The following is a 24,662-nucleotide window of genomic DNA, read 5'->3' as shown; positions in this document are numbered from 1 at the left end:
TTGGGAAAGAATTATGACAACACACGCAGCACAATTTATCAATGGTGAGTGGCGCTTGGGTGAAGGCGCAGCATTTGCGTCGGTAAACCCGGCCAATAACGAAGAGATCTGGCGTGCCAATGCGGCAACAGCTGAGCAAGTTGACGGTGCAGTTAAAGCGGCACGCGAAGCCTTTTATAGCTGGAGTGACTTGGCATTTGAAGAACGTTTGGCTGTGGTTAAGCGTTTTGCTGAGCTGCTAAAAGAGAACAGTGAAGCCCTGGCTGTGGCCATCGCTCAGGAAACGGGTAAGCCACTGTGGGAAACGCGTACTGAAGCAGGCGCTATGGTCGGTAAAATCGCGATTTCTGAGAAAGCCTATCACGAGCGTACTGGTGTGGTTGAAAATCCAATGCCAGTAGGCCGCGCTGTCATTCGTCACAAAGCCCATGGCGTAGTGGCCGTATTTGGTCCTTATAACTTCCCGGGTCACCTGCCAAATGGTCACATTGTGCCAGCGCTGCTTGCGGGCAATACCGTGATCTTTAAGCCGTCTGAGTTGACGCCATACGTCGCTGAGCTAACGCTGAAGCTATGGGAACAGGCTGGTCTGCCAAAAGGCGTGATCAACCTGGTACAGGGTGAAGTTGAAACTGGTAAAGCCCTGGCGTCACACAAAGGCATCGACGGCTTGTTCTTCACTGGCTCTTCTCGTACCGGTCATCTGTTACATGAGCAGTATGCGGGTCAGCCAGGCAAAATCCTGGCATTGGAAATGGGGGGTAACAACCCATTGATCGTTAAAGACGTTGCTGATACCAAAGCGGCAGTTCACGACATCATCCAGTCAGCGTTTATCTCCAGCGGTCAGCGTTGTACCTGTGCGCGTAAACTGTTCCTGCCAGAAGGTGAACAGGGCGATGTGATCCTGGCGCAACTGCTTAAAGCCACTAAAGCGATTAAGATCGGTAATTATGATGCTGAAGATCAGCCGTTTATGGGCTCAATGATCTCTAACAACGCTGCTGCTGGTATGGTTGCTGCACAGCAACAGCTGGTTGAACTCGGTGGTGAGATTTTGCTTGAGCTGACACACACTGAAGGCACGGGTTTTGTAACGCCAGGCATCATTGAGTGTACTAAGGTCACTGACTTCCCTGATGATGAGCACTTCGGTCCGTTACTGAAAGTGTTCCGTTACAGCGATTTCGATGCCGCGATTGAAAAAGCCAACGACACTAGCTTTGGTTTGTCTGCCGGTTTACTGGGTGATAACCAGGCCGATTATGAGCACTTCCTGCGTCGCAGCCGTGCGGGTATCGTGAACTGGAACCGCCCAATCACAGGCGCATCCAGTGCCGCACCATTTGGTGGTATTGGTGCTTCTGGTAACCACAGAGCAAGTGCTTACTATGCAGCAGACTACTGTGCATACCCGGTGGCTTCGGTTGAGCTGGACAAAGTGACTTTGCCAGGCACCTTGAGTCCGGGCCTGACTATCGAGTAAAATCATACTCAGTGAGAATAAACCCTTATTTTCTCACCCTTTAGTATTGAAAAAAGCAGCCAAGTTTCAACTCGGCTGCTTTTTTGTTGGTCTGCAAATATCAAAAGTAGCAATCAAAACTAGTTTCTGCTTAAATCAATAGGAGATGTCATTGATACATTCAGGTGGGCAATATATGGTTTTAGATAAACAAGGATACGATGAGTTAGTCATGTACCTAACGCAACACTTAGCCTTGTTTGAGAAGCCGGGTGTGGTGAAAGCCAATGCACCTAAGGTGTTGGAGTTAATAGAAGATGTGATTGCTGAGCATGTGATCCGCCTCTGTGAGCAACATACCGGATTGACGACCGAACAACGTAGCCTGATAGTCAGAGAAGTTGACGGCATTGTGTATGATTTGCAGGAAGTACTCTCCAGCGTAACAGAGCAGCGCGTCACTGAAGAACAAAGAGAGTTTATTGAGGAATTCGCCGGGCTGGTTAAAAACCTGTTCGACAATGCAATAAACTAATGCAGTCGTGGCTGCTATGTATCAAATATAACACCGCCTATTGGCGGTGTTATTAGTTTTAGGAACTCGAGGAACAATAAACATGCAAGCAAGTGTGAAGTGGGTTGACGGAGACACCTTTATTGGTCGCTCTCATTCTGGTCATAACGTGGTATTCGACGCAGGCGCTGACAGTGCGGCGCCTAGTCCGATGGAAATGGTGTTGATGTCGGCAGGCTGCTGTTCATCTGTGGATGTTGTCAGTATTCTAAAAAAAGCAAAGCAGGACGTCAGTGATGTCACTGTGGAGCTGACTGCAGAGCGCGCTGAGAGTGCGCCTAGAGTATTCACCAAAATCAATCTACACTTTGTGGTGACTGGCAATAATGTGTCAGAAAAGCACCTGGCGCGCGCAGTGCAATTGTCTGCTGAAAAATACTGTTCGGTAGCCTTAATGCTTGAAAAAGCGGTAGAAATTACTCACAGCCACGAAGTGGTTGAAAACAGCGCGAAATAGGTCTTTTTTGCGACGCTATTTTCGTATAAAATCCGCGAACTTTTATTTCTGCAGCGCAGATTTTCACGTTTTAAGGTGGGTCTATCGTGAACAAGCCCTTTGATAAAATTAAACTCCACGGCTTTAACAACTTAACTAAGAGTTTAAGCTTTAGTATCTATGATATTTGCTATGCCAAGACCGAGCAGCAGCGTAAAGAATATCTGGAATACATCGATGAGCAGTATAGTGCCGATCGCCTGACCGACATTCTGCGCGATGTTGTCGATATCATTGGTGCCAATGTACTGAATATTGCCCGCCAGGATTACGACCCGCAGGGCGCCAGTGTCACTATTTTGGTCTCGGAAGAGCCGGTAGAGCAGCAAACGTTCGACAGCAACGAAACACCAGGACCGTTACCGGATTCTGTGGTTGCGCACCTGGATAAAAGCCATATTTGTGTGCACACCTATCCTGAAGCGCATCCGCATGATGGTATTTGTACATTCCGTGCTGATATTGAAGTCTCGACCTGTGGCATTATTTCACCACTGAAGGCGCTGAATTTCCTGATCCATAAGTTAGAGTCAGACGTGGTTACTATTGACTATCGTGTACGTGGTTTCACTCGCGATGTGAATGGCGTAAAGCATTACATCGATCATGCTATCCACTCTATCCAGAATTACATGACCGAAGATACCAAAGAGGCGTATCACATGGTGGATGTGAATGTGTATCAGGAAAATCTGTTTCACACTAAGATGATGCTTAAAGAAACCGATCTGAACACCTATTTGTTCGGTATCACAACAGATGATCTGGATGCAGATGAAGAAGAGCAGATCCGCGAGCGTCTGAATCGCGAGATCCAGGAAGTGTTCTACGGTCGCAACCTGCCGGAATAACCAGCTGGTACTATCCGCTGGGAATGTAAAAAAAGGCGCTCACTGAGCGCCTTTTTTATATCGATATGGATTGGTATTACAAATCGTACGTGAAGGTCAGGCCAAAGACCCGCGGCTCACCATATTGCACGTAGCGACTGGTTTCATAGCCAATGCGTGGGTCATTCATAATGTAGAAGCCCCGAACCGGTACATCACGATCGGCCAGGTTACGACCCCAGGCGGTGAGTGACCATTGTTCACCATAATAACTTACGCTGGCATTGATCAGGTTTTGACTCGGTGCTTGTTCATTGTGACTGTCAGAGAAGAAGTAATCGTCTTTACCTTCGAGACCCAGAGTGACCACCAGATTTTCCAGTACGCTGTAGTCTGCTGAAAACGCATATTGATACTTAGGTGACTGTGCCTGCTCGCGACCATCGAAGTTTTCACCCGAAGTCGTCACAAAGTCTTCAATTTTAGTGTCGAGATAACCCAGGCTATAGTTCAGCGTCAGCTGATCGGTGATCAGACGTTGACCTTCAACTTCCAGACCATAGTTTTCGCCTTTACCTGCGTTACTGATGAAGCCTGCAAACTGCACGCCGCTCACTTTCCACTGTTTAAGCTGCATGTCCTCGCGCTCCATATAGAAAGCTGTGACCGCAAGTGTGTGTTTTTTATCTTCAGACTGGCCTTTCACGCCAAATTCCGCATTCCACAGATATTCTGGTTCAAACGAAAATGCTGAGGCAGGAATGCTGAAGCCTTTGTCTTTGAATTTTGCCAGCGCTTCCCCATTGGCGCCGCCGACTTTATAGCCCCGGCTAAGACTGGTATAGATCATGGTACGTGGCACCACCTGATATTCCAGCGCCAGCTTACCACCGACCATAGTGTCATCCTGATCTATGGTGAAGCCATTGGAGTCTGTGTATTCACTGTCATAGCGCTCCACACGCAATCCTGTGATCAAGCGGGTTTGATCATTCAGGTGCGTGACTTTCTGCCCAAATACTGCCTGGTTGGAGACATCATAGTGAGACTTAAAAGTTGCGTTTCTGCGGCTGAGTGCGACATCACGACGCTGTGCATAGGCACCGATGACCCAGTCGCCTTGCTTGTCTTTGAGTTTTATCTCGAGGCTGCCACGTTCGTGATCACGCAGATAGTTATCAAAGCCAACATAGTGATCCGGGTGTAACCCGGCGGCGCAAAGCTGTGCCTGAGTCGCATCATGACAGGTCCAGTCTTCGTCGAAGCTATACTCAGTATCAGCCTGCAACCCTGTGCCCTGAAGCTCGACATCAAAGGCGCTCAGGCCGGTATACAACGCACTGAGTGCAAAGGCGTCGCTTTTTTGTGTGTCTTTACCTGGCTGATTGGCCACACTGTTACGTGTATTATCCAGTGTAAAGCCATCATAGCCATTATCAATATTGATATGGTGCACAGCCAGATTGACAGTCAATGCGTCTGTCAGCTGGCTGCTCAGTTTAAAACGGGCCAGACTCTCTTCCTGGTCCTGAGTGGGTTTATTCAGGTAAAGGTTATCAACGTAACCATCCGAGCCGCGTTGATATATACTGATCCGGGCAGCGGTGTTATCGGTCAATCCCGTACCTGCGGCCAGACCCGCTTCATAGCTGTTGTAGTTGCCGGCGCCTATGCGGAGTTTCAGGTCCGTGTCCTGAGTTGGAGCATGAGACTGCAGCTCGACTATTCCGCCCATTGCATCGGCACCAAAACGTGTTCCCTGAGGACCGCGATACAGGGTGACCTGATCAATATCGAACAGCAATGCACTGCCACCCAGGCCTGAGTAGTTAATGCCATCGACTAACATGCCTACACTCGGGGTGATAGGATCTACAAACTGAGAGCGCAGGCCCACACCACGGATCTGCACGAAGCGGCCTCGCGAGGCACCTGCGGTAAAGTTCACATTGGCGGTGCTGTTCAGTAATTCGTCCAGGTAACTGGCGCCGCGATGGGTCATTTCAACTTCATCCATGACACTGGCACTGGCGCTCAGTGTTTGCAGAGATTCTCTTTGAAAGTCACCGGTGACCTCAATGGTTTCAAGGGGCACTGCGGTGCGTGATTCATCAGCTGCGGCTTGGTATGACAGGGCAGCCAACAGGCTGATGCTAAGCGAAGAAAGTTTAAGCTTCATGTCTTGTCTTGTTCCATTTTTGATTGCGCACAGTGTAGCAAAAGCCCGACCAGTTAACAGTTAATATGTGTTATAAATTCGGCAACTTAGTCAAGAGGAAAGGCCATGACATTTAAGCTTGATTTCAAAGTCAGGGATTACGAATGTGATCTACAGGGCATAGTGAATAACAGTGTCTATTTTAATTATCTGGAACATGCGAGGCATGAATTTTTGATTGCCAATGGCGTCGATTTTGCTGCACTTGCGGAACAAAAAATCAACCTGGTAGTGATCCGCTCAGAAATGAATTACAAGGATTCACTTAAACCAGGCGACGCTTTTTATGTTGAGGTTGACACATTGCGGGTCAGCAAACTGAAGTTTGCGTTTATCCAGCGTATTATCCGTGCAGAGGATAATAAATTGATGCTGGATGCCGTTGTGACAGGCACTTCCGTGAATGAACGAGGACGTCCGTTCCTTCCAGAGGAGATTGATCAGCTTTTTGGCTGATTTTTTGACTAAAAAGGCAGAAAATTACAGATTTTTACTGCCTTTTCCATGCCGCCTGACGTTATAATATTAATCATATTTTAAGCGGTTGGTTTACCATGAAAATTTCCATTCTTTTATGCCTGATGTGCGTATTATTAATGGCATGTTCCAGTACAGGGAAGGTAACCAGGGAACAGCTTAAGCACTCTCACTGGCAGCTAATTCAGGTTGATGGTCGTCTTGTCAAAGATACCTCACCGATAGAAATTGAATTTCTGGACGCTCTACAGGTGGTTGGCTTCGCAGGTTGTAATCGGTTTTTTGCCGAGGGCAACATGGATTCAGAGGTGCTCACACTGAGTAAGTTGGGGATGACTCGCAAGTCTTGCGGCAGTACCTTAGACAATCAGGAAGTACAGTTTCTAGAGATGCTGCAACAAGGCGCCAGTGTTACCTTTGTGAATAGCAAGCTACAGCTGAAAGGCCAGCAAACCTGGCGGTTTAAAGCGCTGGACGCAGAGTCTTTGACTAACTAGGCGCGATTCAGTAAACTTTTTCACAGTTCGTTACTTGTCGGAGTGCCCATCTGGGCTGAGATCGCAGTATTGCGGGATCCGTGGACCTGATCAGGTTAATGCCTGCGTAGGGAACAAGCTACCTAAGTTGGTATATCGCAAGATATCTAGGTTGCCAGCCATGTTGTGCCTGTGCCAGCATGATCCACTGAATGAAACCAGCACACAGAATTTTGCTGTGAGCCTGGTTTGGACCCTTCTCGCTCCCTTAGCGGAGTTCTGACAAGACACCTTAACTTAACAATGAGGCATGTCATGTCAAACAACAGTAGCAAGTTATCACGTCGTGAGTCGCGCGAGGCCGCGTCGGATTTTATCTATAACCTTACCGGGCAACCTTTCCCTAATTCCGAGAAAGTGTATGTCGATGGGGAGCAGACAGGTGTGCGTGTTGGTATGCGCGAAATCACTCTGAGCGACTCTTTTATCGGTGGTACGGAAGAAGATCCGATCTTCGAAAAGAATGAGCCGGTTCGTGTTTATGATACGTCGGGCCCTTATACCGATCCGGATTTTAAGCTGGATGTGCGTAAAGGTTTACCTAAATTCCGTGAGCAGTGGATCCTGGACCGCGACGATACTGAAGTGCTGGAGTCGGTCACTTCGCAGTTTTCTCAGCAGCGCATGGCGGACGAAGGTCTGGACCATATTCGTTTTGAAAACCTGCCTAAGATCCGTCGCGCTAAGCCCGGACAGAATGTGACACAAATGCACTATGCGCGCCGTGGTATTGTGACGCCGGAAATGGAATACGTCGCCATTCGTGAAAACATGGGCCGCGCGAAAATTCGTGAAGAGTTACTGGCGCAGCAGCACAAGGGCCAGTCGTTTGGTGCTGAGATCCCGGACTTTATTACCCCTGAGTTTGTGCGTTCTGAAATTGCACGAGGCCGCGCTATCTTGCCAAACAACATTAACCACCCGGAAACCGAACCTATGATTGTCGGCCGCAACTTCCTGGTGAAGGTGAATGCCAACATAGGTAATTCCTCGGTGACTTCCTCGATTGAAGAAGAAGTGGAAAAGCTGGTGTGGTCAACACGCTGGGGTGCGGATACGGTGATGGACTTGTCGACAGGCCGCTATATCCACGAGACCCGTGAGTGGGTAGTACGTAACTCACCGGTACCCATCGGTACGGTGCCGATTTATCAGGCGCTGGAAAAAGTGAACGGCGTGGCGGAAGATCTGACCTGGGAAATTTTCCGCGATACGCTGATTGAGCAGGCCGAGCAAGGCGTTGACTACTTCACCATTCACGCGGGTGTACTGTTACGCTATGTGCCTATGACGGCGAAGCGGGTAACGGGGATTGTTTCGCGCGGTGGCTCGATTATGGCCAAATGGTGTCTGGCGCATCATAAAGAAAACTTCCTGTACACCCACTTCGAAGACATCTGCGAGATCATGAAGCAGTACGATGTGTGTTTCTCTCTGGGTGATGGCTTGCGTCCGGGTTCAATCGCCGATGCCAATGACGAAGCGCAATTGTCTGAGCTGCGCACCTTAGGTGAGCTGACCACGATTGCCTGGAAGCATGACGTACAAGTATTCATTGAAGGGCCGGGTCATGTGCCTATGCATTTGATCAAAGAAAACATGGATGAGCAATTAAAGCATTGTCATGAAGCGCCTTTCTATACCCTTGGTCCGCTGACCACAGATATTGCTCCTGGCTATGATCACTTCACGTCCGGCATTGGTGCGGCGCAGATAGCTTGGTACGGTACCGCAATGTTGTGTTACGTGACGCCAAAAGAGCACCTGGGTCTGCCAAATAAAGAAGACGTGAAAGAAGGTTTGATCACCTACAAAATTGCGGCGCATGCGGCGGATCTGGCCAAAGGTCACCCGGGCGCGCAGATCCGTGATAATGCCCTGTCTAAAGCGCGTTTTGAGTTCCGCTGGCACGATCAGTTTAACCTGAGTCTGGACCCGGAGCGGGCATTGTCTTACCACGACGAAACACTGCCTCAGGAGTCGGGTAAAGTGGCGCACTTCTGCTCTATGTGTGGTCCTAAGTTCTGCTCTATGAAGATCACCCAGGATGTGCGCGACTATGCCAAACAACTCGAAGCCGAGGGCATAGATCCAAATAATGCCGGCGAAGCCATCGCCATCAAAATGATTGATGTGGAAGCCGAAATGAAAAATAAATCACGCGAGTTCAAAGAGACGGGGTCGGAGCTTTACCACAAAGCGCTGTGATTTAGAGAAGCGGGCCCTTCGGGCCCGTATGGAGGCAAGATGTCCCAGACAAACAAACCACGCGTTGCTATTGTCGGCTTTGGCCTGACAGGGCGGGTTGCAGCCCTGATGCTGGCAGAGCAGTATCAGCTGAGCGTATTTGAGCGCGACCCGGTCGCGGCGCCTGCCAGTGTCGGCACTTTGGCCGCCGCGATGCTCGCCCCCATGGCCGAATCCGTGATCTGTGAACAAGACTTGGCCGAGCAGGGCTTACATGCCATGACCTTATGGCCCGAGCTGCTGGCCAAACTCGACGCGCCGGTGTTCTTTCAGCAGCAGGGTACAGTGATCGTCGCGCATCAGCAAGACAGGGGCGATTTGCTGAGTTTCCAACGTCGTCTTAAGCCTCTGGCTGGCCATCAGGTGCAAAACCTGGATGGTCACGGCATTGGTGCGCTGGAACCTGAGCTGGCTGGCCGTTTTCATCAGGGGTTGTACTTACCCTGTGAGGGTCAGCTCGATAATCTGGCATTCTATGCTGCCAGCCTTAGCACCCTAAAAAACAGGGGCGTGCGCTTTCATGAAGGGTCAAATGCACACATCGCACAAGGGCGGGTCAATGGTGGGGCGTTTGACTGGATCATTGACTGCCGCGGGCTGGATGCCAAAGACGACAGCCCGGGGCTGCGTGGCGTGCGTGGAGAGGTTGCCCGCATCTATGCGCCCGAGGTGAGTTTACAGCGCCCGGTGCGTCTGATGCATCCGCGTTATCCGCTCTATATCGCGCCAAAACCAAATCACGAGTTTGTCATCGGTGCGACCGAAATTGAATCTCAGGATCGGGGTGATATCACGGTACGCTCAACACTGGAGTTGCTTTCTGCCGCATATACGGTACACAGTGGCTTTGCTGAGGGGCGGGTGATGTCGCTACGCGCAGGCTTGCGCCCGGCGTATAAAGACAATCGCCCGCAGATCACGGTGACTGACAATGTGATTCGGATTAACGGTCTGTATCGGCATGGGTTTTTGCTGGCACCCGCTGTGGTGCAGCAAGCGTTACAACAAGGGGTATTATGAATATTAGTTACAATGGTCAGGCGCTCAGGCTGTCACAGCCACAGTCATTGCTGGAGGTGATTGAAGCGCAAGGGGCAAAGGCACCCTTTGCGGTGGCGCTGAACGGGCAATTTGTGCCGCGCAGCACATTGGCGGAGCATCTACTGCAAGAGGGTGACAGCATCGAGTTGCTATCGCCTATTCAGGGAGGCTAATGATGCACAGTGATAAACCGTTAACCATTTACGGTGAGCAGTTCGACAGTCGCTTGCTGATAGGTTCAGCACTTTATCCCTCGCCGGAAATTATGCAGCAAAGCCTGGTGGCTTCGCAGGCGCAAATCGTCACCGTCTCTCTGCGACGACAGAACTCAGTGTCGGCCGGAGACGACTTCTGGCAATTGATCAAAGACACCGGATTGCGAGTACTGCCTAATACCGCCGGGTGTCACAGTGTCAAAGAAGTGGTGACACTGGCACAAATGTGTCGGGAAGTGTTTGCAACTGACTGGATCAAGCTGGAACTGATTGGCGACGAATATAATTTACAGCCCGATCCGATTGCCCTGCTGGAAGCCACCGAAATCCTGATAAAACAAGGTTTTAAAGTGCTGCCATATTGCACCGATGATTTAGTGGTGTGTCAGCGCCTGGCGGATCTGGGCTGCGAAGTACTGATGCCCTGGGGCGCCCCCATTGGCACCGGGAAAGGGCTACTCAACCCCTATAACCTGAAAACCATTCGTGAGCGTTTGCCTGACCATACCCTGATTGTTGACGCGGGGCTCGGTTTACCATCACATGCCGTACAGGCCCTGGAGCTTGGGTATGATGCCGTGTTGCTGAACTCTGCCATTGCCGGTGCTGGTTGTCCGGTGACCATGGCCAGTGCTTTTAATCATGCGGTGGTTGCCGGGCGTGCCGCCTATGTAGCGCAGGCCATGCCGGAAAAAGAAGTCGCAACGCCTTCCACCCCGACGATGGGGATGCCCTTTTGGCATCAGAATTAAACACGCGCTATAGTGACGCTAAGCCTTTGTGGCGCATAGCACTTATTCATGCGCCCACGTTAAACAGAGTAAGTAGGAGTAATTGTGGCTGAACTGGTATGGACCATTGCCGGGTCGGATTCGGGCGGCGGCGCCGGAGTGCAGGCGGATGTCAAAGCAATGCACAGTTTTGGTGTGCAAACCTGCACAGCCATAACTGCGCTGACGGCGCAAAATAGTTTGGCGGTTGAAGAGATCAATGCGGTCTCGAGTGAAGTGCTGGAATCTCAGCTACTGGCACTCGAAGCCGATTTAAAAGCAACCGTGATTAAAATTGGCATGCTGGCCAATAGCACACAGATACAGCTGGTGGCAGAGCATCTGGCGCAGTACAAGAGTCGCTGGGACAATCCCCCTGTGATTGTGTTCGACCCGGTTGCCATTGCATCCAGTGGCGATGCGCTGACCGAAGAAGATACCCTGGATGCACTGAAAAAGTACCTTTTACCTCTGGTCGATGTGATCACGCCCAATACGCAGGAGACGCAAGTATTGACTGGCGTGTATCTGATTGGTCCGGATGCCGTTAGAGACGCCGCCCGTAAACTACGTGAATTTGGCGTCAAATCGGTGATCATTAAAGGCGGGCACTGGGATTATCCCAGTGGTTATTGCATTGATTATTGCTGGAGTGAGGGTGAAGAGTATTGGCTGGGTAACGAGGCGATACAAACCCCACACAGCCACGGCACCGGATGTAGCTTTGCGTCTTCTGTTGCGGCTTGCCTGGCCAAAGGCTACCCGATCAAAGATGCCTTCATTCTGGCCAAAGCTTATATCAACCAGGGGCTGAAATTAGCGCAGCGCTTTGGTGAGGGGCGAGGGCCACTGGCACATGCCGGGTTCCCAGAGAATATCTCGGACTTTCCTCAGGTGATAGAGCCTGGAAGCTGGCTCGGTGATGAACTGGAATTTGCCGTCAGTGAAGAGTTTAACTTTGCCGCCGGGTTTGCACCCATCGGAGAAGAACTGGGGCTTTATGCCGTCGTAGACTCGGTAGACTGGGTTGAAAAGTGTCTGGCTGAGGGCGTAAAAACAGTGCAACTCAGAATTAAACAGGCTGATCATGCGACCCTGGAAGAAGACATACAGTGTGCTATCACCCTGGGGGAAAAGTATCAGGGCCGGGTCTTTATTAACGACCACTGGGAGCTGGCCATTCGCCATGGCGCCTATGGGGTGCATCTTGGTCAGGAAGATCTGGATTCTGCGAATCTGGTTGCCATTCAGCAGGCGGGGTTGCGCCTGGGGGTGTCCACACATGGGTTTTATGAAATGCTGCGAGCCCATAACTACCGGCCCAGTTATCTGGCATTTGGGGCGATTTACCCGACCACCACCAAGGACATGACCGGACAGATCCAGGGGCTCGAAAAGCTCAGGCACTTTGTGCCTCTGATGCGTGAAACCTATCCTACAGTGGCTATTGGGGGCATTGACCTGACACGCGCTCCTCAGGTTGCCGCCACCGGAGTTGGCAGTGTGGCAGTGGTGCGTGCCATCACCGAAGCGGCGGACCCTAAACAGGCCATTATTGACCTGAAACGGGCCACTGGCGAGTCATGAGTACAGAACTCAGTGACAAAGAGCGGCTGAGGTACAGCCGCCATTTACTGCTCAATGAAGTGTCGGAAGCCGGTCAACTCCGTCTTAAACAAGCGCGGGTGGCCGTGGTGGGTTGTGGTGGCCTGGGTAGCCCAGCGCTGTTTTACCTGGCGGCAAGCGGAGTTGGGCAGCTGACTTTTTGTGATGATGATGCGGTTGAACTGTCTAATTTGCAAAGGCAAATTTTGTATAAGGTCAGCCATATCGGGCAGCCAAAAGCGAAAGCCGCGGGTAAGGTTTTAGCGAGCCTGAATAACCAAATCTCACTGATCCCTCAGCCTGTGAAGCTTAATAGCAGCAATATAGACAGCATATTGCAAGACAGTGACTGGATCCTGGATTGCAGCGACAACTTCGCCACGCGCTATTTGCTCAATCAGTATTGCGTACTACACCGTAAGGTCCTGATCTCGGGTGCCGCGCTGGGCACTCAGGGCCAGTTTATGACCTTTGATTTCAGGAAACCTTCCCCCTGTTATCACTGCATTTTTCCACAGTCTTCGGCGCAATCGGTATTGAATTGTCAGAACGCAGGTGTGGTGAGTCCGTTATTGGGCATAATCGGCTCTATGCAGGCGATGAAAGCAGTCAGTTTAATTATCTCTGATATACCTGATAAACACAGTGAAATGATAGTGGTTGATGCGCTAAGCCTTAAGCAAAGGCAATTTACGCTGGAAAGAGATACAGCATGTGATGTGTGTGGCTAATGCCACAGACGATTTAAAAAGCCCGCTTCTGCGGGCTTTTTTGAGCGAGTTATCCGGCTTAATCGCGGATGGTCGCAAATGGGGTGCCCATACGGGTAACGGTTTCTGGCAATTGGTTGGCCAGGAAGTCGGCCTTGTCTTCTCCCCAGGCCAAAATAACCGTCGAGCCCAGCTTAAAGCGGCCCATCTCGTCGCCTTTTTTCAATTTAACGGCGTTGTCGCCCTCTGCGGGATAATCCCAGCTAAAGACGTCTTTACCGGCTGGTGGCGTGACCGTACCCGCCCAGATAGTTTCGATGCTGGCCACTATGGTGGCGCCCACCAGTACCATAGCCAGTGGACCTATCTCAGTGTCAAAGATAGCGACTACGCGCTCGTTACGAGCAAACAGATTAGGGACGTTTTGCGCAGTCAGCGGGTTTACCGAGAACAGATCGCCAGGTACGTAGATCATCTTTTTCAGTGTACCATCAAGGGGCATATGAATGCGGTGATAGTCTTTGGGCGCCAGATAAATGGTGGCAAATTTACCACCAAGATACGGTGCAACGTCCGACTCTTTGCCCCCCAGCAGGGTTTGCAGGCTGTAGTCATGGCCTTTGGCCTGAATGATCTGACCATCGACTACATCACCTAACTGGCTGATGGCACCGTCGACCGGGTGAGCCACAATGCTGGCTTCTTCGGCAAGTGGGCGGATCCCCGGCTTCAGCGGACGGGTAAAGAATTCATTAAAGGTTTTATAGTGAGCTGGATCTTCATGCAGGGCTTCACTCATGTCTATCTTGTACTGTTTAATAAACAATTTAATTAAGGTGGTTGTCAGTGCACCCGCTTCGGCTGCGGCCAGTTTTCCCACCAAACGTGATACGGCATGTTTGGGTAAAGCATATTGCAGGGCAATCTTTAGTTTATCCAAGTTCACTTTTATTATTCCTGAAAAAATTTTGAAGATAGTATCAAACTCTTGGCGCGCGCGCACCTGCGCGACCATCCGCCATTGACTCCAGAATACGATGATAGCTGTCAAAGCGCAGCTCGCTGATCTTGCCCTCATCAACCGCTTCCAGGATCAGACAACCCGGATCGTTGAGGTGTTTGCAATCGCGGAAACGACAGCCGCCGATAAACTCACGAAACTCTTTAAAACACCAGGTTACCCGCTCTACTTCGAGGTGCCACAGACCGAACTCACGGATCCCCGGACTGTCTATCAGGTTACCGCCACTGGGCAGGTGATGCAGTTTAGAAACTGTAGTGGTGTGCTGACCCAGGCCACTGTTCTCAGAGACTTCCTGCGTCAGGATAGCGGCATCGGGCAGTACGGTATTCACTAAGGTGGATTTGCCCACGCCGGATTGGCCAACAAAGATATTGTTCTTGTCTGTCAGCAGGGATTTGAGCTCATCGATCCCTTGGCCTGTTTTGTTACTCACCAGCAGGACGCGGTAACCTAGCTCACGATAGATATCCAGCACTTCATCGACATAGTCGAGGCCTTCTTCATCTAACAGATCGATCTTGTTGAGTAACAGAATTGGTTCAATGCCCATGTCTTCACAGGCGACCAGATAGCGGTCAATGATCTGTGGGGTGAATTCAGGCACTACAGCGGATACCATTAAAATTTGGTCAATATTGGCTGCCACCACTTTTACGCCGTCGTAAAAATCCGGACGGGTGAGCTGAGAGCGGCGGGGCTCGACAGCTTCTATTACACCTGCCAGATCGCCTTCGCTGACTTTGGCGCGACGAAAAATCACTTCATCGCCACATACTATGCTGGTGACAGTACGGCGAATATTACAGCGCAGGACGTCGCCATTTTCGCACTCGACATCGGCGTGCTGGCCAAAGCGACTGATCACCACTGCGGGTTCTGTGGGGCCCAGGTTATCGGTTTGCCAAGTTACCTGAGTGTCGGATTGTTGTTTCGCTTTATGCAAGCGTTTTTGATGGTTGGCACTGATCCGTCTGGACTGGCCCTTACTGAGTTTTTTGCGTTTTGCCATATCTTATAAACTCGCGACACGATTTATTGCTATCGAGTGGTATACAGGCCAATCATGGACTATAACTCAATAAATTGCCCCGCTTTGTAAAAAAAAGCTTTTGGTCGAGTGATGAAGCTAATATGATATATCTAATTGCATTGGATCTAAAGGAAAGTACCGTTAGGTAGTGTATGTCTTTTCATGAATCAAACCTGATCTGGCTCGACTTAGAAATGACGGGTCTGGAACCTAAAACAGATAGGATCCTCGAAATTGCCACTGTGATCACCGACTGTGATCTGAATGTACTGGCCGAGGGACCTGTAATTGCTATCCATCAAAGTGATGATTTACTTGATAATATGGATGAGTGGTGTACAAACCAGCATGGCCGTTCCGGTCTGACTGCGCGTTGTAAGGCCAGCACTCACTCTGAATCTGATGCAATCAAACAAACATTAGACTTCCTGAAACAATGGGTACCGCCGGGCAAATCGCCTATGTGTGGTAACTCGATTGGTCAGGACCGTCGCTTCCTCAATAAATACATGCCTGAGCTGGAAGAATATTTCCACTACCGGAACCTGGACGTCAGCACGATTAAAGAGCTGGCACGTCGTTGGAAGCCTGAGCTGTTAAATGGGATCCACAAAAAGAGCTCTCACCTGGCTCTGGACGACATCAAAGACTCCATTATGGAGTTGAAGGTTTACCAGCAAAAATTCTTCAATCTTTAAAAAATTTAGAAAAAGTACTTGCAATGCTTTTTCTATCTTGTAGAATCCTGCCCCGCTCAAGACGGCAAAGCTTATTTGTCTCTGGGGTATTTATGAAGCGGCACTAGCTCAGCTGCTGAAACGTTAGACGCGACCTCAAGGTTGCGCACAGCGGGAAACTAAGAGCTACATTGTGATGCGGCACTAGCTCAGCTGGTAGAGCGCGACCTTGCCAAGGTCGAGGTCACGAGTTCGAACCTCGTGTGCCGCTCCAATCTACAATCAGTTTACTCGACTGACTAAATAACGAGTTTGTATTGGATTATATTTCCATACCCTGTGATGCGGCACTAGCTCAGCTGGTAGAGCGCGACCTTGCCAAGGTCGAGGTCACGAGTTCGAACCTCGTGTGCCGCTCCAACACTTCTTCAGGTGTATAAACTAGATATCTTTTATAAAGCGGCACTAGCTCAGCTGCTAAAACGTTAGACGCGACCCGTCGCGCACCAGCGTTTAAAATATGAGTAATCAGGAATGCGGCACTGGCTCTGCTGCTAAAACGTTAGACGCGACCCGTCGCGCACCAGCGTTTTAATATTCCGTAACTTACGAAGCGGCACTAGCTCAGCTGGTAGAGCGCGACCTTGCCAAGGTCGAGGTCACGAGTTCGAACCTCGTGTGCCGCTCCAATATACAATCAGTTTACTCGACTGACTAAATAACGAGTTTGTATTGGATTATATTTCCATACCCTGTGATGCAGCACTAGCTCAGCTGCTAAAACGTTAGACGCGACCCGTCGCGAACCAGCGTTTAAAACAATTGAGCAAATTATGAAGCGGCACTAGCTCAGCTGGTAGAGCGCGACCTTGCCAAGGTCGAGGTCACGAGTTCGAACCTCGTGTGCCGCTCCAACTCCTCCCTCTCTTTATATCCATATTTTCTCACTCTGACTTACTTGCTCAACTTTAAATCTTATTCCACCAATTTTCATCGATAAACTGATTGCTTATTTTTAGTTCGACACGTAAAATACGCGCTCTTTCGGCCTAACTAACTTTAGTTCCTTGCCTTACCCCGACTGGCCGAAACGGGACAAGGCTATATTAACCGTAAGGAATATCCATGCGTCATTACGAAATCGTATTCATGGTTCACCCAGACCAAAGTGAGCAAGTACCTGGTATGATCGAGCGTTATACTGGTGCCATCACAGAAGCTGGCGGTAAAATCCACCGTCTAGAAGACTGGGGTCGTCGTCAACTGGCTTACCCAATCGAAAAGCTTCACAAAGCACACTATGTTCTGTTGAACGTTGAAGCACCTACTGAAGTAATCAGCGAGCTTGAAACTTCTTTCCGCTACAACGATGCAGTGCTTCGTAACCTGGTTATGCGTACTAAGAACGCTGTAACTGAAGCGTCTCCTCTTGCTAAAGAAGAGAAAAAAGAAGCAGCAACTGCTTAATCGTTATTGATTCGGAATTGACTTGGTAGTTTGGTGAGCACTCAGTCTGAACTGTATACAAACCAGCTGGTATTATCCGGCACGGTCTGTAAGCCACCTAAGTACAGTCAAAGCCCCGCGGGTATCGCGCATTGTATTTTTGTTTTAGAACATAAATCGATGCAAGTAGAAGCCGACCTAAATCGTAACAGTTATGTGCGAATTCAGGTGGTAGCCAGCGGACAGCAGTTCCGGACTCAACTAGAGCATTTATACGTTGGGCAAACCTTACAAGTACGCGGTTTTTTAAACCGACACGAGAGTCGCAGTGGCTTGAGTCAACTTGTATTACATGCACAACATATTGAAAGAATTAATTGAGGAAATTTACTCATGGCACGTTATTTCAGACGTCGTAAGTTCTGCCGTTTCAAAGCGGAAGGCGTACAACAAATCGATTACAAAGATCTGGCTACTCTTAAAAACTATGTAACTGAAAGTGGCAAAATCGTACCTAGCCGTATCACAGGTACTAGCGCTAAATACCAGCGTCAGCTAGCAACTGCTATCAAGCGTGCTCGCTACCTAGCCCTTCTTCCGTACACTGACTTACACAAGTAAGCAGCTGATTAACAGTTTTTAAAAGGTGTAGAGACATGCAAGTTATTCTACTAGACAAGATCGCAAACCTAGGTGGCCTAGGTGACCAGGTTTCTGTTAAATCTGGTTTCGCACGTAACTTCCTTTTCCCTAAGGGTAAGGCAGTTCCTGCAACTAAAGCTAACATCGAAACTTTCGAAGCACGTCGTGCTGAGCTTGAAGCGAAAATCGCTGAAGAGCTAGTTGCTGCACAAGCGCGCGCTGAAAAACTAGAAGCACTTGCTGAAGTGACTCTGGTTTCTAAAGCGGGTGACGAAGGTAAGCTGTTTGGTTCTATCGGTACTCGCGATATTGCCGACGCTATCACAGCAGTAGGCCTTGAAGTTGCTAAGTCAGAAGTTCGTCTGCCTACCGGTACTATCCGCGAAACAGGTGAGTTCGACGTATCAATCCAGCTTCACACTGACGTGACAACAGCTATCAAAGTAATCGTGATCGCTGAAGCTTAATAGTATTAAGCACCAACCGCGTGTATCTGCACGCGGTTGTATTCCCAATCTCTGAAAGACAATAACAACTCCAATTTTCAGTGTGTGGATCTGATGATTATCGGGATCATCATGGAAGGTTTACAACACAAGTCGGAAATTTAATCCAAATCAAAACAACAGCGCTCGTAAACGGCTTATAGTCTTTATGGGAACAAATGACGCTGGTATTTAATGGTCTGACCACCGTGTAGCCTTGAGGCACATCGTCGGCTGTTATCTCGTGTAAGCGCGTTCCTGTTTTAGATAATTCTGTTTTGTGATATTTTAGTTAACTGTTTTTATTACAGGCACTTTTTTTTATTGGTTAAATGTCATACAGTCTTATTCAGGCACTAATGACAGCGTTATCATTTAGGTGGGAAACCCAATATGCTTAAAACCTCCAGAATGCGTGGATTTACTTTAATTGAGCTGTTGATCGCCATTGCGATCGTCGCCATTCTGGCCAGTGTGGCATTGCCAAACTATGGTCAGTATGTACGTGAAAGCAGACGACTGGATGCACAGCACTTACTGTTGCAAACCAGTGCTACGTTGGAGCGTATTTATTCCCGCAATGGTGGTTACCCTAATGATCAAACGTTTCAAAGTCTGCCAGCTGCTGAACACTACACGTTCAGCTACGAAGCGCGTAATAAGCCACAAGGTGCCAACGGTGATTTTCGCAATATGGGCTATATTTTAAAGGCGACACCATTGGCTGCAGGTGGTCAGAATGGCGACATTTGCGGAGTGCTCACGCTGGACCATTTAGGCAATCAGGGAGGCAACCTGAATGACTGTTGGTAAGCACGCCCAGCACGGTGTAACACTGATTGAGCTGTTGATGGTCCTGGCCATCATTGCCATCCTGGCTGTCACGGCTGCGCCGTCTTTAATTGGCCAGATTAAACAGGACAGGGTTAATACCACTGCAAATCAGCTAAGCAGCTTTTATCGCTTTGCCCGCAGTGAAGCGGTAAAACGCGAAGTGCCGGTAAAACTGGAACTTGAAAACAATGACTGGGTGATGAAGGTGGTCGAGCAGGGCCAGGAAATCACGTTAAAACGGTTTACGATTGACCACACGGCAGTAGCTGTGAACCTGGTTGACAGAACACTGCGCTCAAGCGGTGAGCTCAGTGCATTCAGTAACATACTGATATCGGATAATGATGCAACAACGGACGATGTTCGTTTATGCATCTTACACAGTGGGCAAAGCTGGTTGGGTAAGGCGACAGACAATTGCGCGTAGTTTCGGGGTTTTCATTGCTGGAAGTTATGGTGTCTATGGTAATTGCAGCCATTGCATTGCTCGGCCTTGCTGCTGCCCAGATCAAGGCCATGCAGTTTGCACAGAACAGTTTTAATTATACTCTGGCTTTGATCCACGGGCAGAATGCGATAGAGCGCATTTGGCCCGACATTTGCCATTATCAGAGTGTCAATACCAGCCTGAACCCGGGTGCCAACCCGACAGCTGCCCGGCTATATCCGAATGATCCTCGCTTTACGTTGACGCTGCCTGATACCTTTAGTCTCGATATGAGCCTGACGGTTAGCTGGCACGATGAACGTATGACCAATACAGGCGTGGACCAAATCTCATTGCACGCCAGTTTTGTCAATGAATGTTTGTGAGTCGATTGATGAATTGTCGCGGATTTACTTTACTTGAGCTGCTGATCGCACTGGCGATAGGCTTGTTTATGCTCGGAGGTATTGCCGTGGCCTATTCGACCATTCGCAGCACTATTGCGGTAAATCAGGAGCTGGCACAGGCACAGGAAGTGATCCGCTATACCAGTCAGCTAATGACGCGTAGCATTAAGCAAACAGCGTCCACACCTCAGGTCATGCTGAACGGTGAGGCATTAGAAGTCAGTCAGGTTGCCAATACGCCGGCCTGCGATGGCAGCGTGCCTGTGGTGAATTACACCGAGACCTTTTCGTTACTTGATGGCTACTTATTATGCGATATCAGCTCAGATAACTTACCTGCCCAGCGCTTGTTAAGAGGGGTAAATGGACTAAGCTTTTCGGTCAACGGCCTGATCACGTCCATTACAGTGACACCCGTGGGTGTGCCCGCACAGTATGCCGCGGGGATCCAGATAGATATTGCAGCAAGTCAGCAGGTGCTGGCGACGGCGAACTGGTGACTATCATGGCAATACAAACACTACGACAACGTGGGTTTACCCTGATAAAAGTGATGCTACTCAGCTCGGTAGCCAGTGTGGTGGTCTTTGCTGCATTTAAAGATACCCTGGTGCAGGAGCGTCTCAGTGGTAATTATCAAAAAGACCTGAATGCTCGTTTATTGGCTGAAAAGGGCGTGATCGAGCGGGGGCAGGCACTCAAAGCAGCACTTATCAATAATCCAAATCTGACACTGGAGCAGGTGGTGCAGCAGATTGGGGCGGGTCTGGGGAGCGGCGAACTGGATGGCACGAGTTTTGACGCCCAGTTGTCAGTCAACGGTGATGAAGTGGCGATTGCCAGCCTGGGGCAGCGTTATGATGAGCAGGCCCAGGCGCGTATGATCTCTTACTTTAAGTACACCCCTCCCGAACGCAGCTCAGTGTTTCAAAACGCCGTTACCGGGTGTAAAGGCGTAAATCTTGCGGGCAGTGGTTTAGTCGACAGTTATGATTCCACTCAGGGTAGCTATGAAGACACTAAAACCAGCAATGGCGATGTGAATACTGTGATTGGCGATGCCGATGTGGTGCTAAATGGTCACTCTCCTATCATGGGAGATGTTAAAGCATCGGGTATCCTGTATCTAAAGGGGTCTTCACCTGTTGTCGGTACTGTTCAGTCTAATACTGGTATCGATATTTCCGCGGGCAGTGGCGTGCGGGTTGATGGCGATGTGCTCACTCAGGGGTTCGTAAAGCACAATGGCGGACAGATCACCGGCGTACTGCGTGCGAATGGTGACGTGACGATGAAGTGGGGCGCCGAAATCCTCAATCAAAACCAGGCTGAGTTAGACATTATGTATGGTGGCACGGGTGTCTTCCAGAGCAGCCATATGCAAGGTGGGTTGCATTATTCAGCTGATCGCTTCAATGTTAACCCAGAAGTGGAAGCGGTACGGGTATACGATCCCAGCTCGCCGGATTATGATCCCAATGACCCAGATAAAGAGTGTGATCCACTGGCGTTACCTTTGAATATGCCCTCAGTGATCGACAGCAATAACAACTATGCTGATTTTACTGTCGGTGCACAGACGGACTATGTGTTTACCCCGAGCGAAGGCCGTTATATACGTGGAGGCAGTGGCACCTGGTCATCGAGCCCCGCAGACATCTATTTGTTTCAGCACCTTACGCAAAACCATGGTCAGGGTAATAGCGGCAATGAGTATGTGTTTGGGATGAAAAACATGAAGCTTACCAGCGATGGTACCATTACCATTGAGGGAGGAGATGTGATCTGGCTGGTCGATGGTGACTTCAAGATGACGGGTCACACCAGCATTACTATCAAAGCAGGTAGCAGTCTGGCGATTTTTGTTACCGGTAAAGTTGATTTTGGTGCCAGTGGTGTCGTGATCACTGAAAGGGAAGGCATGACTGATAGCGGCTTTCCAAGTTTGAGTATCTTCTCTTCTTACTCTGGCCAAAATGGCATTACTCTGAGAGGTGCCAGTTCCGTGTATGCAGTAATTTATGCACCCGTTACCAGCATCGCGATGCGAGGGAGTGGTCAGTTTTACGGCACTATCCGTGGCGCAACCATAGATGCCACCGGCGGCAGTGGTGTGCATTTTGATGAAGCACTGAAAAACTTTAACCTCGGCAACGGCGGCGTGGTTACGCCGGCTAAGCTGGAATTTATGGGCTGGCGTTTTGAGTCTGGCGAAGACTATCAGACTCCAGAGGAGGAAGACGAATAACACGGTGAACTAGTCGCTCCCACTGTACAGAAAAATTTTTCCTCTTTGTTTAAACCTTTTGCTCTTCCCCCCGCGTCTTACTCTTCAAACATCGCGCCATTGGGTTACTTTCTTTATTACATCTGATGTGTCACGATGGTGGCTCGGTAACGAGGGAATACTCTATGATAATCAATGCCAAAGAGGCATTTAACCAAGATACGATTGAGGCGTTAGTGCAGCGTGCCCAGCAGGGCGAGCAGGCTGCATTTGAACAGCTCTATCAGCAGTGTTATCGCAGGGTGTATGGACTGTGTTTACGTTTGCTTGCCGATCAGGCACACGCGGAAGATGCGACGCAGGAAGTGTTTGTTCAGCTATGGCATAAAATCGCTCAGTTTCAGGGGCAGTCAAAATTCACGACCTGGCTTCACAGCGTCACGTCGAATGTTGCAATTAGCTATTTGCGTAAGCAAAAAAACTGGCTGCAAAAAGTCGTCAGCCTGGAAGACAGTGGGATGGAACAAACTGAAATCGCGCAATGTGAATCGCTCAACGGGCTAGATAAGCTGGTCCTGCGTTTACCTGAGCGTGCCCGTTTGGTGTTTGTCTTACACGCGGTAGAAGGGTACCGCCATGAAGAGGTGGCGGGCATGTTGAATATGGCGGTGGGCTCAAGTAAATCCCAGTTTCACCGAGCCAGGAAATTGTTACAGGAGTGGTATGACAATGAGTAAACCAACGTTTGAGCAGTTTCTGAAACAACAGCTGCCACGACAACAAGAGCAGGATCAGCTACCTGAACCGCGAAAAGACTTATGGCAGGGCATTGAAAAGGCAATCAATTTGCCCACAGTGGAGCATCGCTCTGCCAGTCCCTGGGTTAAGCTGGCTGGTGTTGCGGCCTGTGTATCAGCTGGCCTGCTGAGCTGGCAGGTCATCATGACGCAGCCTCAGCAAGATACTATGGCGAATATGAGTGCCTTCTTCGAGCAGAGAAAACAAACGCTATTGGTTCAGTATGAGGCACAACCCGCACTCACACAGGATTGGCAGCAGCCATTACAGGAACTGGAAGAAGCAGAGCAGGCCATCAAACTGGCTCTGACAAAAGATCCCGACAATGCAGCCCTGCTTAAAATGCTGGCTCAGGTATACCAGCAGCAATTGGATTTAATCACTAAGGTACATCAGCCCCAGTGGCAACAGATTTAGGAGAGAAGCATGAAAGCAATCATTTTAGGACTGGCCACGCTGCCGCTGTTTGCCCTGGCGGGTGACAAGATTGACGAGCAGATTGAGGTGCCGCTGGATGGCAAAGTGGTTATCGAAAACCAGCGTGGTAAAGTCACTATCAAGTCATGGGACAAGCCAAGCTTTAAAGTCAGTGGCGAGCTAGATGAGCTGGCCGATGGCTATACATTAGAAACTCAGGGCAATGTAACAGAGTTTATTGTCAAAATGCCACGTCGCAATAAAGGGTGGAATAACAAGCGAGATGGTTCTCGGTTGACCATTTATATGCCGAAACAGAGTGAACTGGACTTTGAAGGCGTGAATGTCGATGTGGATGTCAGCAACTTCAGTGCGGGCGTAGCAGTCACCACCGTCAATGGCGATATTGAGGTAAATCAGGTAAGCGGGAAAATTGAACTGGAAACCGTCAATGGTGACATCGAGGGGAAAGAGCTATCCGGTAACATCCGCTATGAAACAGTCAATGGCGATATTGAAGACATGGCGTCCAGCGGCAAGCTAAGGTTTAATGCGGTCAATGGTGGTATTGAGAGTATGACTCAGGCGAGTGATATTCGGGTTGAAAACGTCAACGGTGAAGTTGATTTCGATATTGCCAGCCTGAAGGATTTGAGAATGAGCACGGTCAATGGCGAGATTAATGTCAAATTAAGAGCACTGGAAAAGCGAGCCAATATTCGCTTTGAATCAGTCAGTGGTGATGTCGACTTTTATTTTCCGACTAATCTGTCGGCGCGTTTTGATATTGATGCGCATGCCGGCGGACGGATCATCAATGAACTGTCAGCAGACAAAGAAAAAAAGGCGAAATATGGGCCATCGCGTGAGCTGGAGTTCGTGATTAACGACGGTGATGTGGATGTAGAAATTGATACTGTCAGTGGACGTATTGCGTTGAAGAAATTGTAATACTCAGGAGGGGCGCCCAGCGAGGGCGTCCCTGAGTCAATATTAGCCTGATAATCTAGATTCATTTCCACCCCAATTGCGTATACAATAACAGGTCCGTCCCTTAGTGTTTG

At 49.5% G+C, this 24,662-nt stretch carries 28 protein-coding genes, 4 tRNA genes and 1 riboswitch; of the genes, 29 read left to right on the top strand and 3 right to left on the bottom strand.

The features are described from left to right. Nucleotides 1-13: 13 nt before the first annotated feature. The 4 genes from astD to speD all read left to right on the top strand — a co-directional run bounded on the left by astD (nt 14) and on the right by speD (nt 3,386). Nucleotides 14-1,486 carry a succinylglutamate-semialdehyde dehydrogenase gene (astD, locus tag ACXAH1_RS19225; RefSeq protein WP_475198834.1) on the top strand — a complete coding sequence of 491 codons (1,473 nt, stop codon included), beginning with the start codon at nt 14-16 and terminating at the stop codon, nt 1,484-1,486. Between the two features lie 175 nt (nt 1,487-1,661). Then, nucleotides 1,662-2,000 carry a DUF3802 family protein gene (locus ACXAH1_RS19220; RefSeq protein WP_046004953.1) on the top strand — a complete coding sequence of 113 codons (339 nt, stop codon included), beginning with the start codon at nt 1,662-1,664 and terminating at the stop codon, nt 1,998-2,000. An 82-nt stretch (nt 2,001-2,082) separates the two neighbouring features. Further along, nucleotides 2,083-2,496: an OsmC family protein gene (locus tag ACXAH1_RS19215; protein WP_239399759.1), complete on the top strand. Its 414-nt coding sequence runs from the start codon at nt 2,083-2,085 to the stop codon at nt 2,494-2,496. Nucleotides 2,497-2,582: 86 nt separating this feature from the next. Continuing rightward, nucleotides 2,583-3,386 (top strand): adenosylmethionine decarboxylase, encoded by an 804-nt coding sequence (speD, locus tag ACXAH1_RS19210; protein WP_054016943.1) that lies wholly within the window; start codon nt 2,583-2,585, stop codon nt 3,384-3,386. Between the two features lie 76 nt (nt 3,387-3,462). On the opposite strand, the gene ACXAH1_RS19205 is transcribed toward speD, so the two are convergent. Next, on the bottom strand, nt 3,463-5,544 hold the full coding sequence (locus tag ACXAH1_RS19205; RefSeq protein WP_475198833.1) for a TonB-dependent receptor: 2,082 nt from the start codon (nt 5,542-5,544) through the stop codon (nt 3,463-3,465). Nucleotides 5,545-5,649: 105 nt separating this feature from the next. On the opposite strand from ACXAH1_RS19205, the gene ACXAH1_RS19200 reads away from it, so the two are divergent. The 8 genes from ACXAH1_RS19200 (at nt 5,650) to ACXAH1_RS19165 (ending at nt 13,205) form a co-directional block, all read left to right on the top strand. Further along, nucleotides 5,650-6,039 (top strand): acyl-CoA thioesterase, encoded by a 390-nt coding sequence (locus tag ACXAH1_RS19200; RefSeq protein WP_138551755.1) that lies wholly within the window; start codon nt 5,650-5,652, stop codon nt 6,037-6,039. A gap of 98 nt (nt 6,040-6,137) precedes the next feature. Beyond that, nucleotides 6,138-6,557, top strand: a complete 420-nt coding sequence (locus ACXAH1_RS19195; protein WP_475198831.1) for an META domain-containing protein — start codon at nt 6,138-6,140, stop codon at nt 6,555-6,557. Between the two features lie 28 nt (nt 6,558-6,585). Beyond that, nucleotides 6,586-6,687: riboswitch (TPP riboswitch) on the top strand. 164 nt (nt 6,688-6,851) lie between these two features. Next, nucleotides 6,852-8,804 (top strand): phosphomethylpyrimidine synthase ThiC, encoded by a 1,953-nt coding sequence (gene thiC / locus ACXAH1_RS19190; RefSeq protein ID WP_475198830.1) that lies wholly within the window; start codon nt 6,852-6,854, stop codon nt 8,802-8,804. A gap of 39 nt (nt 8,805-8,843) precedes the next feature. Next, nucleotides 8,844-9,863 carry an FAD-dependent oxidoreductase gene (locus ACXAH1_RS19185; protein ID WP_475198827.1) on the top strand — a complete coding sequence of 340 codons (1,020 nt, stop codon included), beginning with the start codon at nt 8,844-8,846 and terminating at the stop codon, nt 9,861-9,863. Then, nucleotides 9,860-10,057, top strand: coding sequence for a sulfur carrier protein ThiS (gene thiS / locus ACXAH1_RS19180; RefSeq protein WP_475198825.1), 198 nt, complete (start codon nt 9,860-9,862; stop codon nt 10,055-10,057). The genes ACXAH1_RS19185 and thiS overlap by 4 nt, the downstream gene beginning before the upstream one ends. A 2-nt stretch (nt 10,058-10,059) precedes the next feature. After that, complete coding sequence (locus ACXAH1_RS19175; protein ID WP_475198890.1) at nt 10,060-10,851, top strand: thiazole synthase; 792 nt, start codon at nt 10,060-10,062, stop codon at nt 10,849-10,851. Nucleotides 10,852-10,935: 84 nt separating this feature from the next. After that, nucleotides 10,936-12,456 (top strand): thiamine phosphate synthase, encoded by a 1,521-nt coding sequence (gene thiE / locus ACXAH1_RS19170; RefSeq protein WP_475198823.1) that lies wholly within the window; start codon nt 10,936-10,938, stop codon nt 12,454-12,456. Next, nucleotides 12,453-13,205 carry a HesA/MoeB/ThiF family protein gene (locus ACXAH1_RS19165; RefSeq protein ID WP_475198821.1) on the top strand — a complete coding sequence of 251 codons (753 nt, stop codon included), beginning with the start codon at nt 12,453-12,455 and terminating at the stop codon, nt 13,203-13,205. The genes thiE and ACXAH1_RS19165 overlap by 4 nt, the downstream gene beginning before the upstream one ends. A 58-nt stretch (nt 13,206-13,263) precedes the next feature. On the opposite strand, the gene asd is transcribed toward ACXAH1_RS19165, so the two are convergent. Next, the gene (asd, locus tag ACXAH1_RS19160) at nt 13,264-14,130 is read right to left on the bottom strand and encodes an archaetidylserine decarboxylase (RefSeq protein ID WP_125720180.1); all 867 of its coding nucleotides are present in this window, start codon (nt 14,128-14,130) and stop codon (nt 13,264-13,266) included. Between the two features lie 34 nt (nt 14,131-14,164). Continuing rightward, on the bottom strand, nt 14,165-15,217 hold the full coding sequence (gene rsgA / locus ACXAH1_RS19155; protein WP_475198819.1) for a small ribosomal subunit biogenesis GTPase RsgA: 1,053 nt from the start codon (nt 15,215-15,217) through the stop codon (nt 14,165-14,167). Nucleotides 15,218-15,390: 173 nt separating this feature from the next. On the opposite strand from rsgA, the gene orn reads away from it, so the two are divergent. The 17 genes from orn (at nt 15,391) to ACXAH1_RS19070 (ending at nt 24,549) form a co-directional block, all read left to right on the top strand. Further along, nucleotides 15,391-15,936 (top strand): oligoribonuclease, encoded by a 546-nt coding sequence (gene orn, locus ACXAH1_RS19150; protein WP_046004965.1) that lies wholly within the window; start codon nt 15,391-15,393, stop codon nt 15,934-15,936. Between the two features lie 177 nt (nt 15,937-16,113). Next, nucleotides 16,114-16,189: transfer RNA gene (locus ACXAH1_RS19145), tRNA-Gly, on the top strand. Between the two features lie 70 nt (nt 16,190-16,259). Beyond that, nucleotides 16,260-16,335 (top strand) — tRNA-Gly (locus tag ACXAH1_RS19140). Between the two features lie 193 nt (nt 16,336-16,528). Then, nucleotides 16,529-16,604, top strand: a tRNA-Gly gene (locus ACXAH1_RS19135). Nucleotides 16,605-16,753: 149 nt separating this feature from the next. Beyond that, a tRNA-Gly gene (locus ACXAH1_RS19130) sits at nt 16,754-16,829 on the top strand. 211 nt (nt 16,830-17,040) lie between these two features. Beyond that, nucleotides 17,041-17,382, top strand: coding sequence for a 30S ribosomal protein S6 (gene rpsF / locus ACXAH1_RS19125; protein ID WP_010386261.1), 342 nt, complete (start codon nt 17,041-17,043; stop codon nt 17,380-17,382). 30 nt (nt 17,383-17,412) lie between these two features. Continuing rightward, the gene (gene priB / locus ACXAH1_RS19120) at nt 17,413-17,742 is read left to right on the top strand and encodes a primosomal replication protein N (protein ID WP_125563136.1); all 330 of its coding nucleotides are present in this window, start codon (nt 17,413-17,415) and stop codon (nt 17,740-17,742) included. Nucleotides 17,743-17,754: 12 nt separating this feature from the next. Further along, entirely contained in the window at nt 17,755-17,982 is a 228-nt protein-coding gene (rpsR, locus tag ACXAH1_RS19115; protein WP_010386263.1) for a 30S ribosomal protein S18, read from the top strand. A gap of 35 nt (nt 17,983-18,017) precedes the next feature. Beyond that, the gene (gene rplI / locus ACXAH1_RS19110) at nt 18,018-18,470 is read left to right on the top strand and encodes a 50S ribosomal protein L9 (RefSeq protein ID WP_054016932.1); all 453 of its coding nucleotides are present in this window, start codon (nt 18,018-18,020) and stop codon (nt 18,468-18,470) included. Between the two features lie 411 nt (nt 18,471-18,881). After that, nucleotides 18,882-19,301, top strand: a complete 420-nt coding sequence (locus ACXAH1_RS19105) for a type IV pilin protein (protein ID WP_054016931.1) — start codon at nt 18,882-18,884, stop codon at nt 19,299-19,301. Next, a complete protein-coding gene (locus ACXAH1_RS19100) occupies nt 19,288-19,749 on the top strand; it encodes a pilus assembly FimT family protein (RefSeq protein WP_475198816.1) in 462 nt (153 codons plus the stop codon). Before ACXAH1_RS19105 ends, ACXAH1_RS19100 begins: the two co-directional genes overlap by 14 nt. Next, nucleotides 19,740-20,135: a type IV pilus modification PilV family protein gene (locus ACXAH1_RS19095; RefSeq protein ID WP_138553084.1), complete on the top strand. Its 396-nt coding sequence runs from the start codon at nt 19,740-19,742 to the stop codon at nt 20,133-20,135. Before ACXAH1_RS19100 ends, ACXAH1_RS19095 begins: the two co-directional genes overlap by 10 nt. Continuing rightward, nucleotides 20,132-20,656 (top strand): prepilin-type N-terminal cleavage/methylation domain-containing protein, encoded by a 525-nt coding sequence (locus ACXAH1_RS19090; RefSeq protein ID WP_253048655.1) that lies wholly within the window; start codon nt 20,132-20,134, stop codon nt 20,654-20,656. Before ACXAH1_RS19095 ends, ACXAH1_RS19090 begins: the two co-directional genes overlap by 4 nt. Nucleotides 20,657-20,661: 5 nt before the next feature. After that, nucleotides 20,662-22,404, top strand: coding sequence for a DUF7305 domain-containing protein (locus ACXAH1_RS19085; protein ID WP_475198814.1), 1,743 nt, complete (start codon nt 20,662-20,664; stop codon nt 22,402-22,404). 164 nt (nt 22,405-22,568) lie between these two features. Next, on the top strand, nt 22,569-23,120 hold the full coding sequence (locus ACXAH1_RS19080; protein WP_475198811.1) for an RNA polymerase sigma factor: 552 nt from the start codon (nt 22,569-22,571) through the stop codon (nt 23,118-23,120). Next, on the top strand, nt 23,113-23,598 hold the full coding sequence (locus ACXAH1_RS19075) for a hypothetical protein (protein WP_475198809.1): 486 nt from the start codon (nt 23,113-23,115) through the stop codon (nt 23,596-23,598). Before ACXAH1_RS19080 ends, ACXAH1_RS19075 begins: the two co-directional genes overlap by 8 nt. 9 nt (nt 23,599-23,607) lie before the next feature. Continuing rightward, nucleotides 23,608-24,549 carry a DUF4097 family beta strand repeat-containing protein gene (locus ACXAH1_RS19070; protein WP_475198807.1) on the top strand — a complete coding sequence of 314 codons (942 nt, stop codon included), beginning with the start codon at nt 23,608-23,610 and terminating at the stop codon, nt 24,547-24,549. The last annotated feature ends 113 nt before the right edge of the window (nt 24,550-24,662 follow it).

Source organism: Pseudoalteromonas sp. AWH4_217, assembly GCF_056161105.1.
The sequence above is the reverse complement of the archived record's forward strand: the minus strand, read 5'-3'. Positions and strand labels throughout refer to the sequence as shown.

Coding starts and splice junctions, on each gene's coding strand:
- astD (WP_475198834.1), top strand. CDS start 14: ATGACAACACACGCAGCACAATTTATCAATGGTGAGTGGCGCTTGGGT.
- ACXAH1_RS19220 (WP_046004953.1), top strand. CDS start 1,662: ATGGTTTTAGATAAACAAGGATACGATGAGTTAGTCATGTACCTAACG.
- ACXAH1_RS19215 (WP_239399759.1), top strand. CDS start 2,083: ATGCAAGCAAGTGTGAAGTGGGTTGACGGAGACACCTTTATTGGTCGC.
- ACXAH1_RS19205 (WP_475198833.1), bottom strand. CDS start 5,544: ATGAAGCTTAAACTTTCTTCGCTTAGCATCAGCCTGTTGGCTGCCCTG.
- ACXAH1_RS19200 (WP_138551755.1), top strand. CDS start 5,650: ATGACATTTAAGCTTGATTTCAAAGTCAGGGATTACGAATGTGATCTA.
- ACXAH1_RS19195 (WP_475198831.1), top strand. CDS start 6,138: ATGAAAATTTCCATTCTTTTATGCCTGATGTGCGTATTATTAATGGCA.
- thiC (WP_475198830.1), top strand. CDS start 6,852: ATGTCAAACAACAGTAGCAAGTTATCACGTCGTGAGTCGCGCGAGGCC.
- ACXAH1_RS19185 (WP_475198827.1), top strand. CDS start 8,844: ATGTCCCAGACAAACAAACCACGCGTTGCTATTGTCGGCTTTGGCCTG.
- thiS (WP_475198825.1), top strand. CDS start 9,860: ATGAATATTAGTTACAATGGTCAGGCGCTCAGGCTGTCACAGCCACAG.
- ACXAH1_RS19175 (WP_475198890.1), top strand. CDS start 10,060: ATGCACAGTGATAAACCGTTAACCATTTACGGTGAGCAGTTCGACAGT.
- ACXAH1_RS19165 (WP_475198821.1), top strand. CDS start 12,453: ATGAGTACAGAACTCAGTGACAAAGAGCGGCTGAGGTACAGCCGCCAT.
- rsgA (WP_475198819.1), bottom strand. CDS start 15,217: ATGGCAAAACGCAAAAAACTCAGTAAGGGCCAGTCCAGACGGATCAGT.
- orn (WP_046004965.1), top strand. CDS start 15,391: ATGTCTTTTCATGAATCAAACCTGATCTGGCTCGACTTAGAAATGACG.
- rpsF (WP_010386261.1), top strand. CDS start 17,041: ATGCGTCATTACGAAATCGTATTCATGGTTCACCCAGACCAAAGTGAG.
- rpsR (WP_010386263.1), top strand. CDS start 17,755: ATGGCACGTTATTTCAGACGTCGTAAGTTCTGCCGTTTCAAAGCGGAA.
- rplI (WP_054016932.1), top strand. CDS start 18,018: ATGCAAGTTATTCTACTAGACAAGATCGCAAACCTAGGTGGCCTAGGT.
- ACXAH1_RS19105 (WP_054016931.1), top strand. CDS start 18,882: ATGCTTAAAACCTCCAGAATGCGTGGATTTACTTTAATTGAGCTGTTG.
- ACXAH1_RS19100 (WP_475198816.1), top strand. CDS start 19,288: ATGACTGTTGGTAAGCACGCCCAGCACGGTGTAACACTGATTGAGCTG.
- ACXAH1_RS19085 (WP_475198814.1), top strand. CDS start 20,662: ATGGCAATACAAACACTACGACAACGTGGGTTTACCCTGATAAAAGTG.
- ACXAH1_RS19080 (WP_475198811.1), top strand. CDS start 22,569: ATGATAATCAATGCCAAAGAGGCATTTAACCAAGATACGATTGAGGCG.
- ACXAH1_RS19075 (WP_475198809.1), top strand. CDS start 23,113: ATGAGTAAACCAACGTTTGAGCAGTTTCTGAAACAACAGCTGCCACGA.
- ACXAH1_RS19070 (WP_475198807.1), top strand. CDS start 23,608: ATGAAAGCAATCATTTTAGGACTGGCCACGCTGCCGCTGTTTGCCCTG.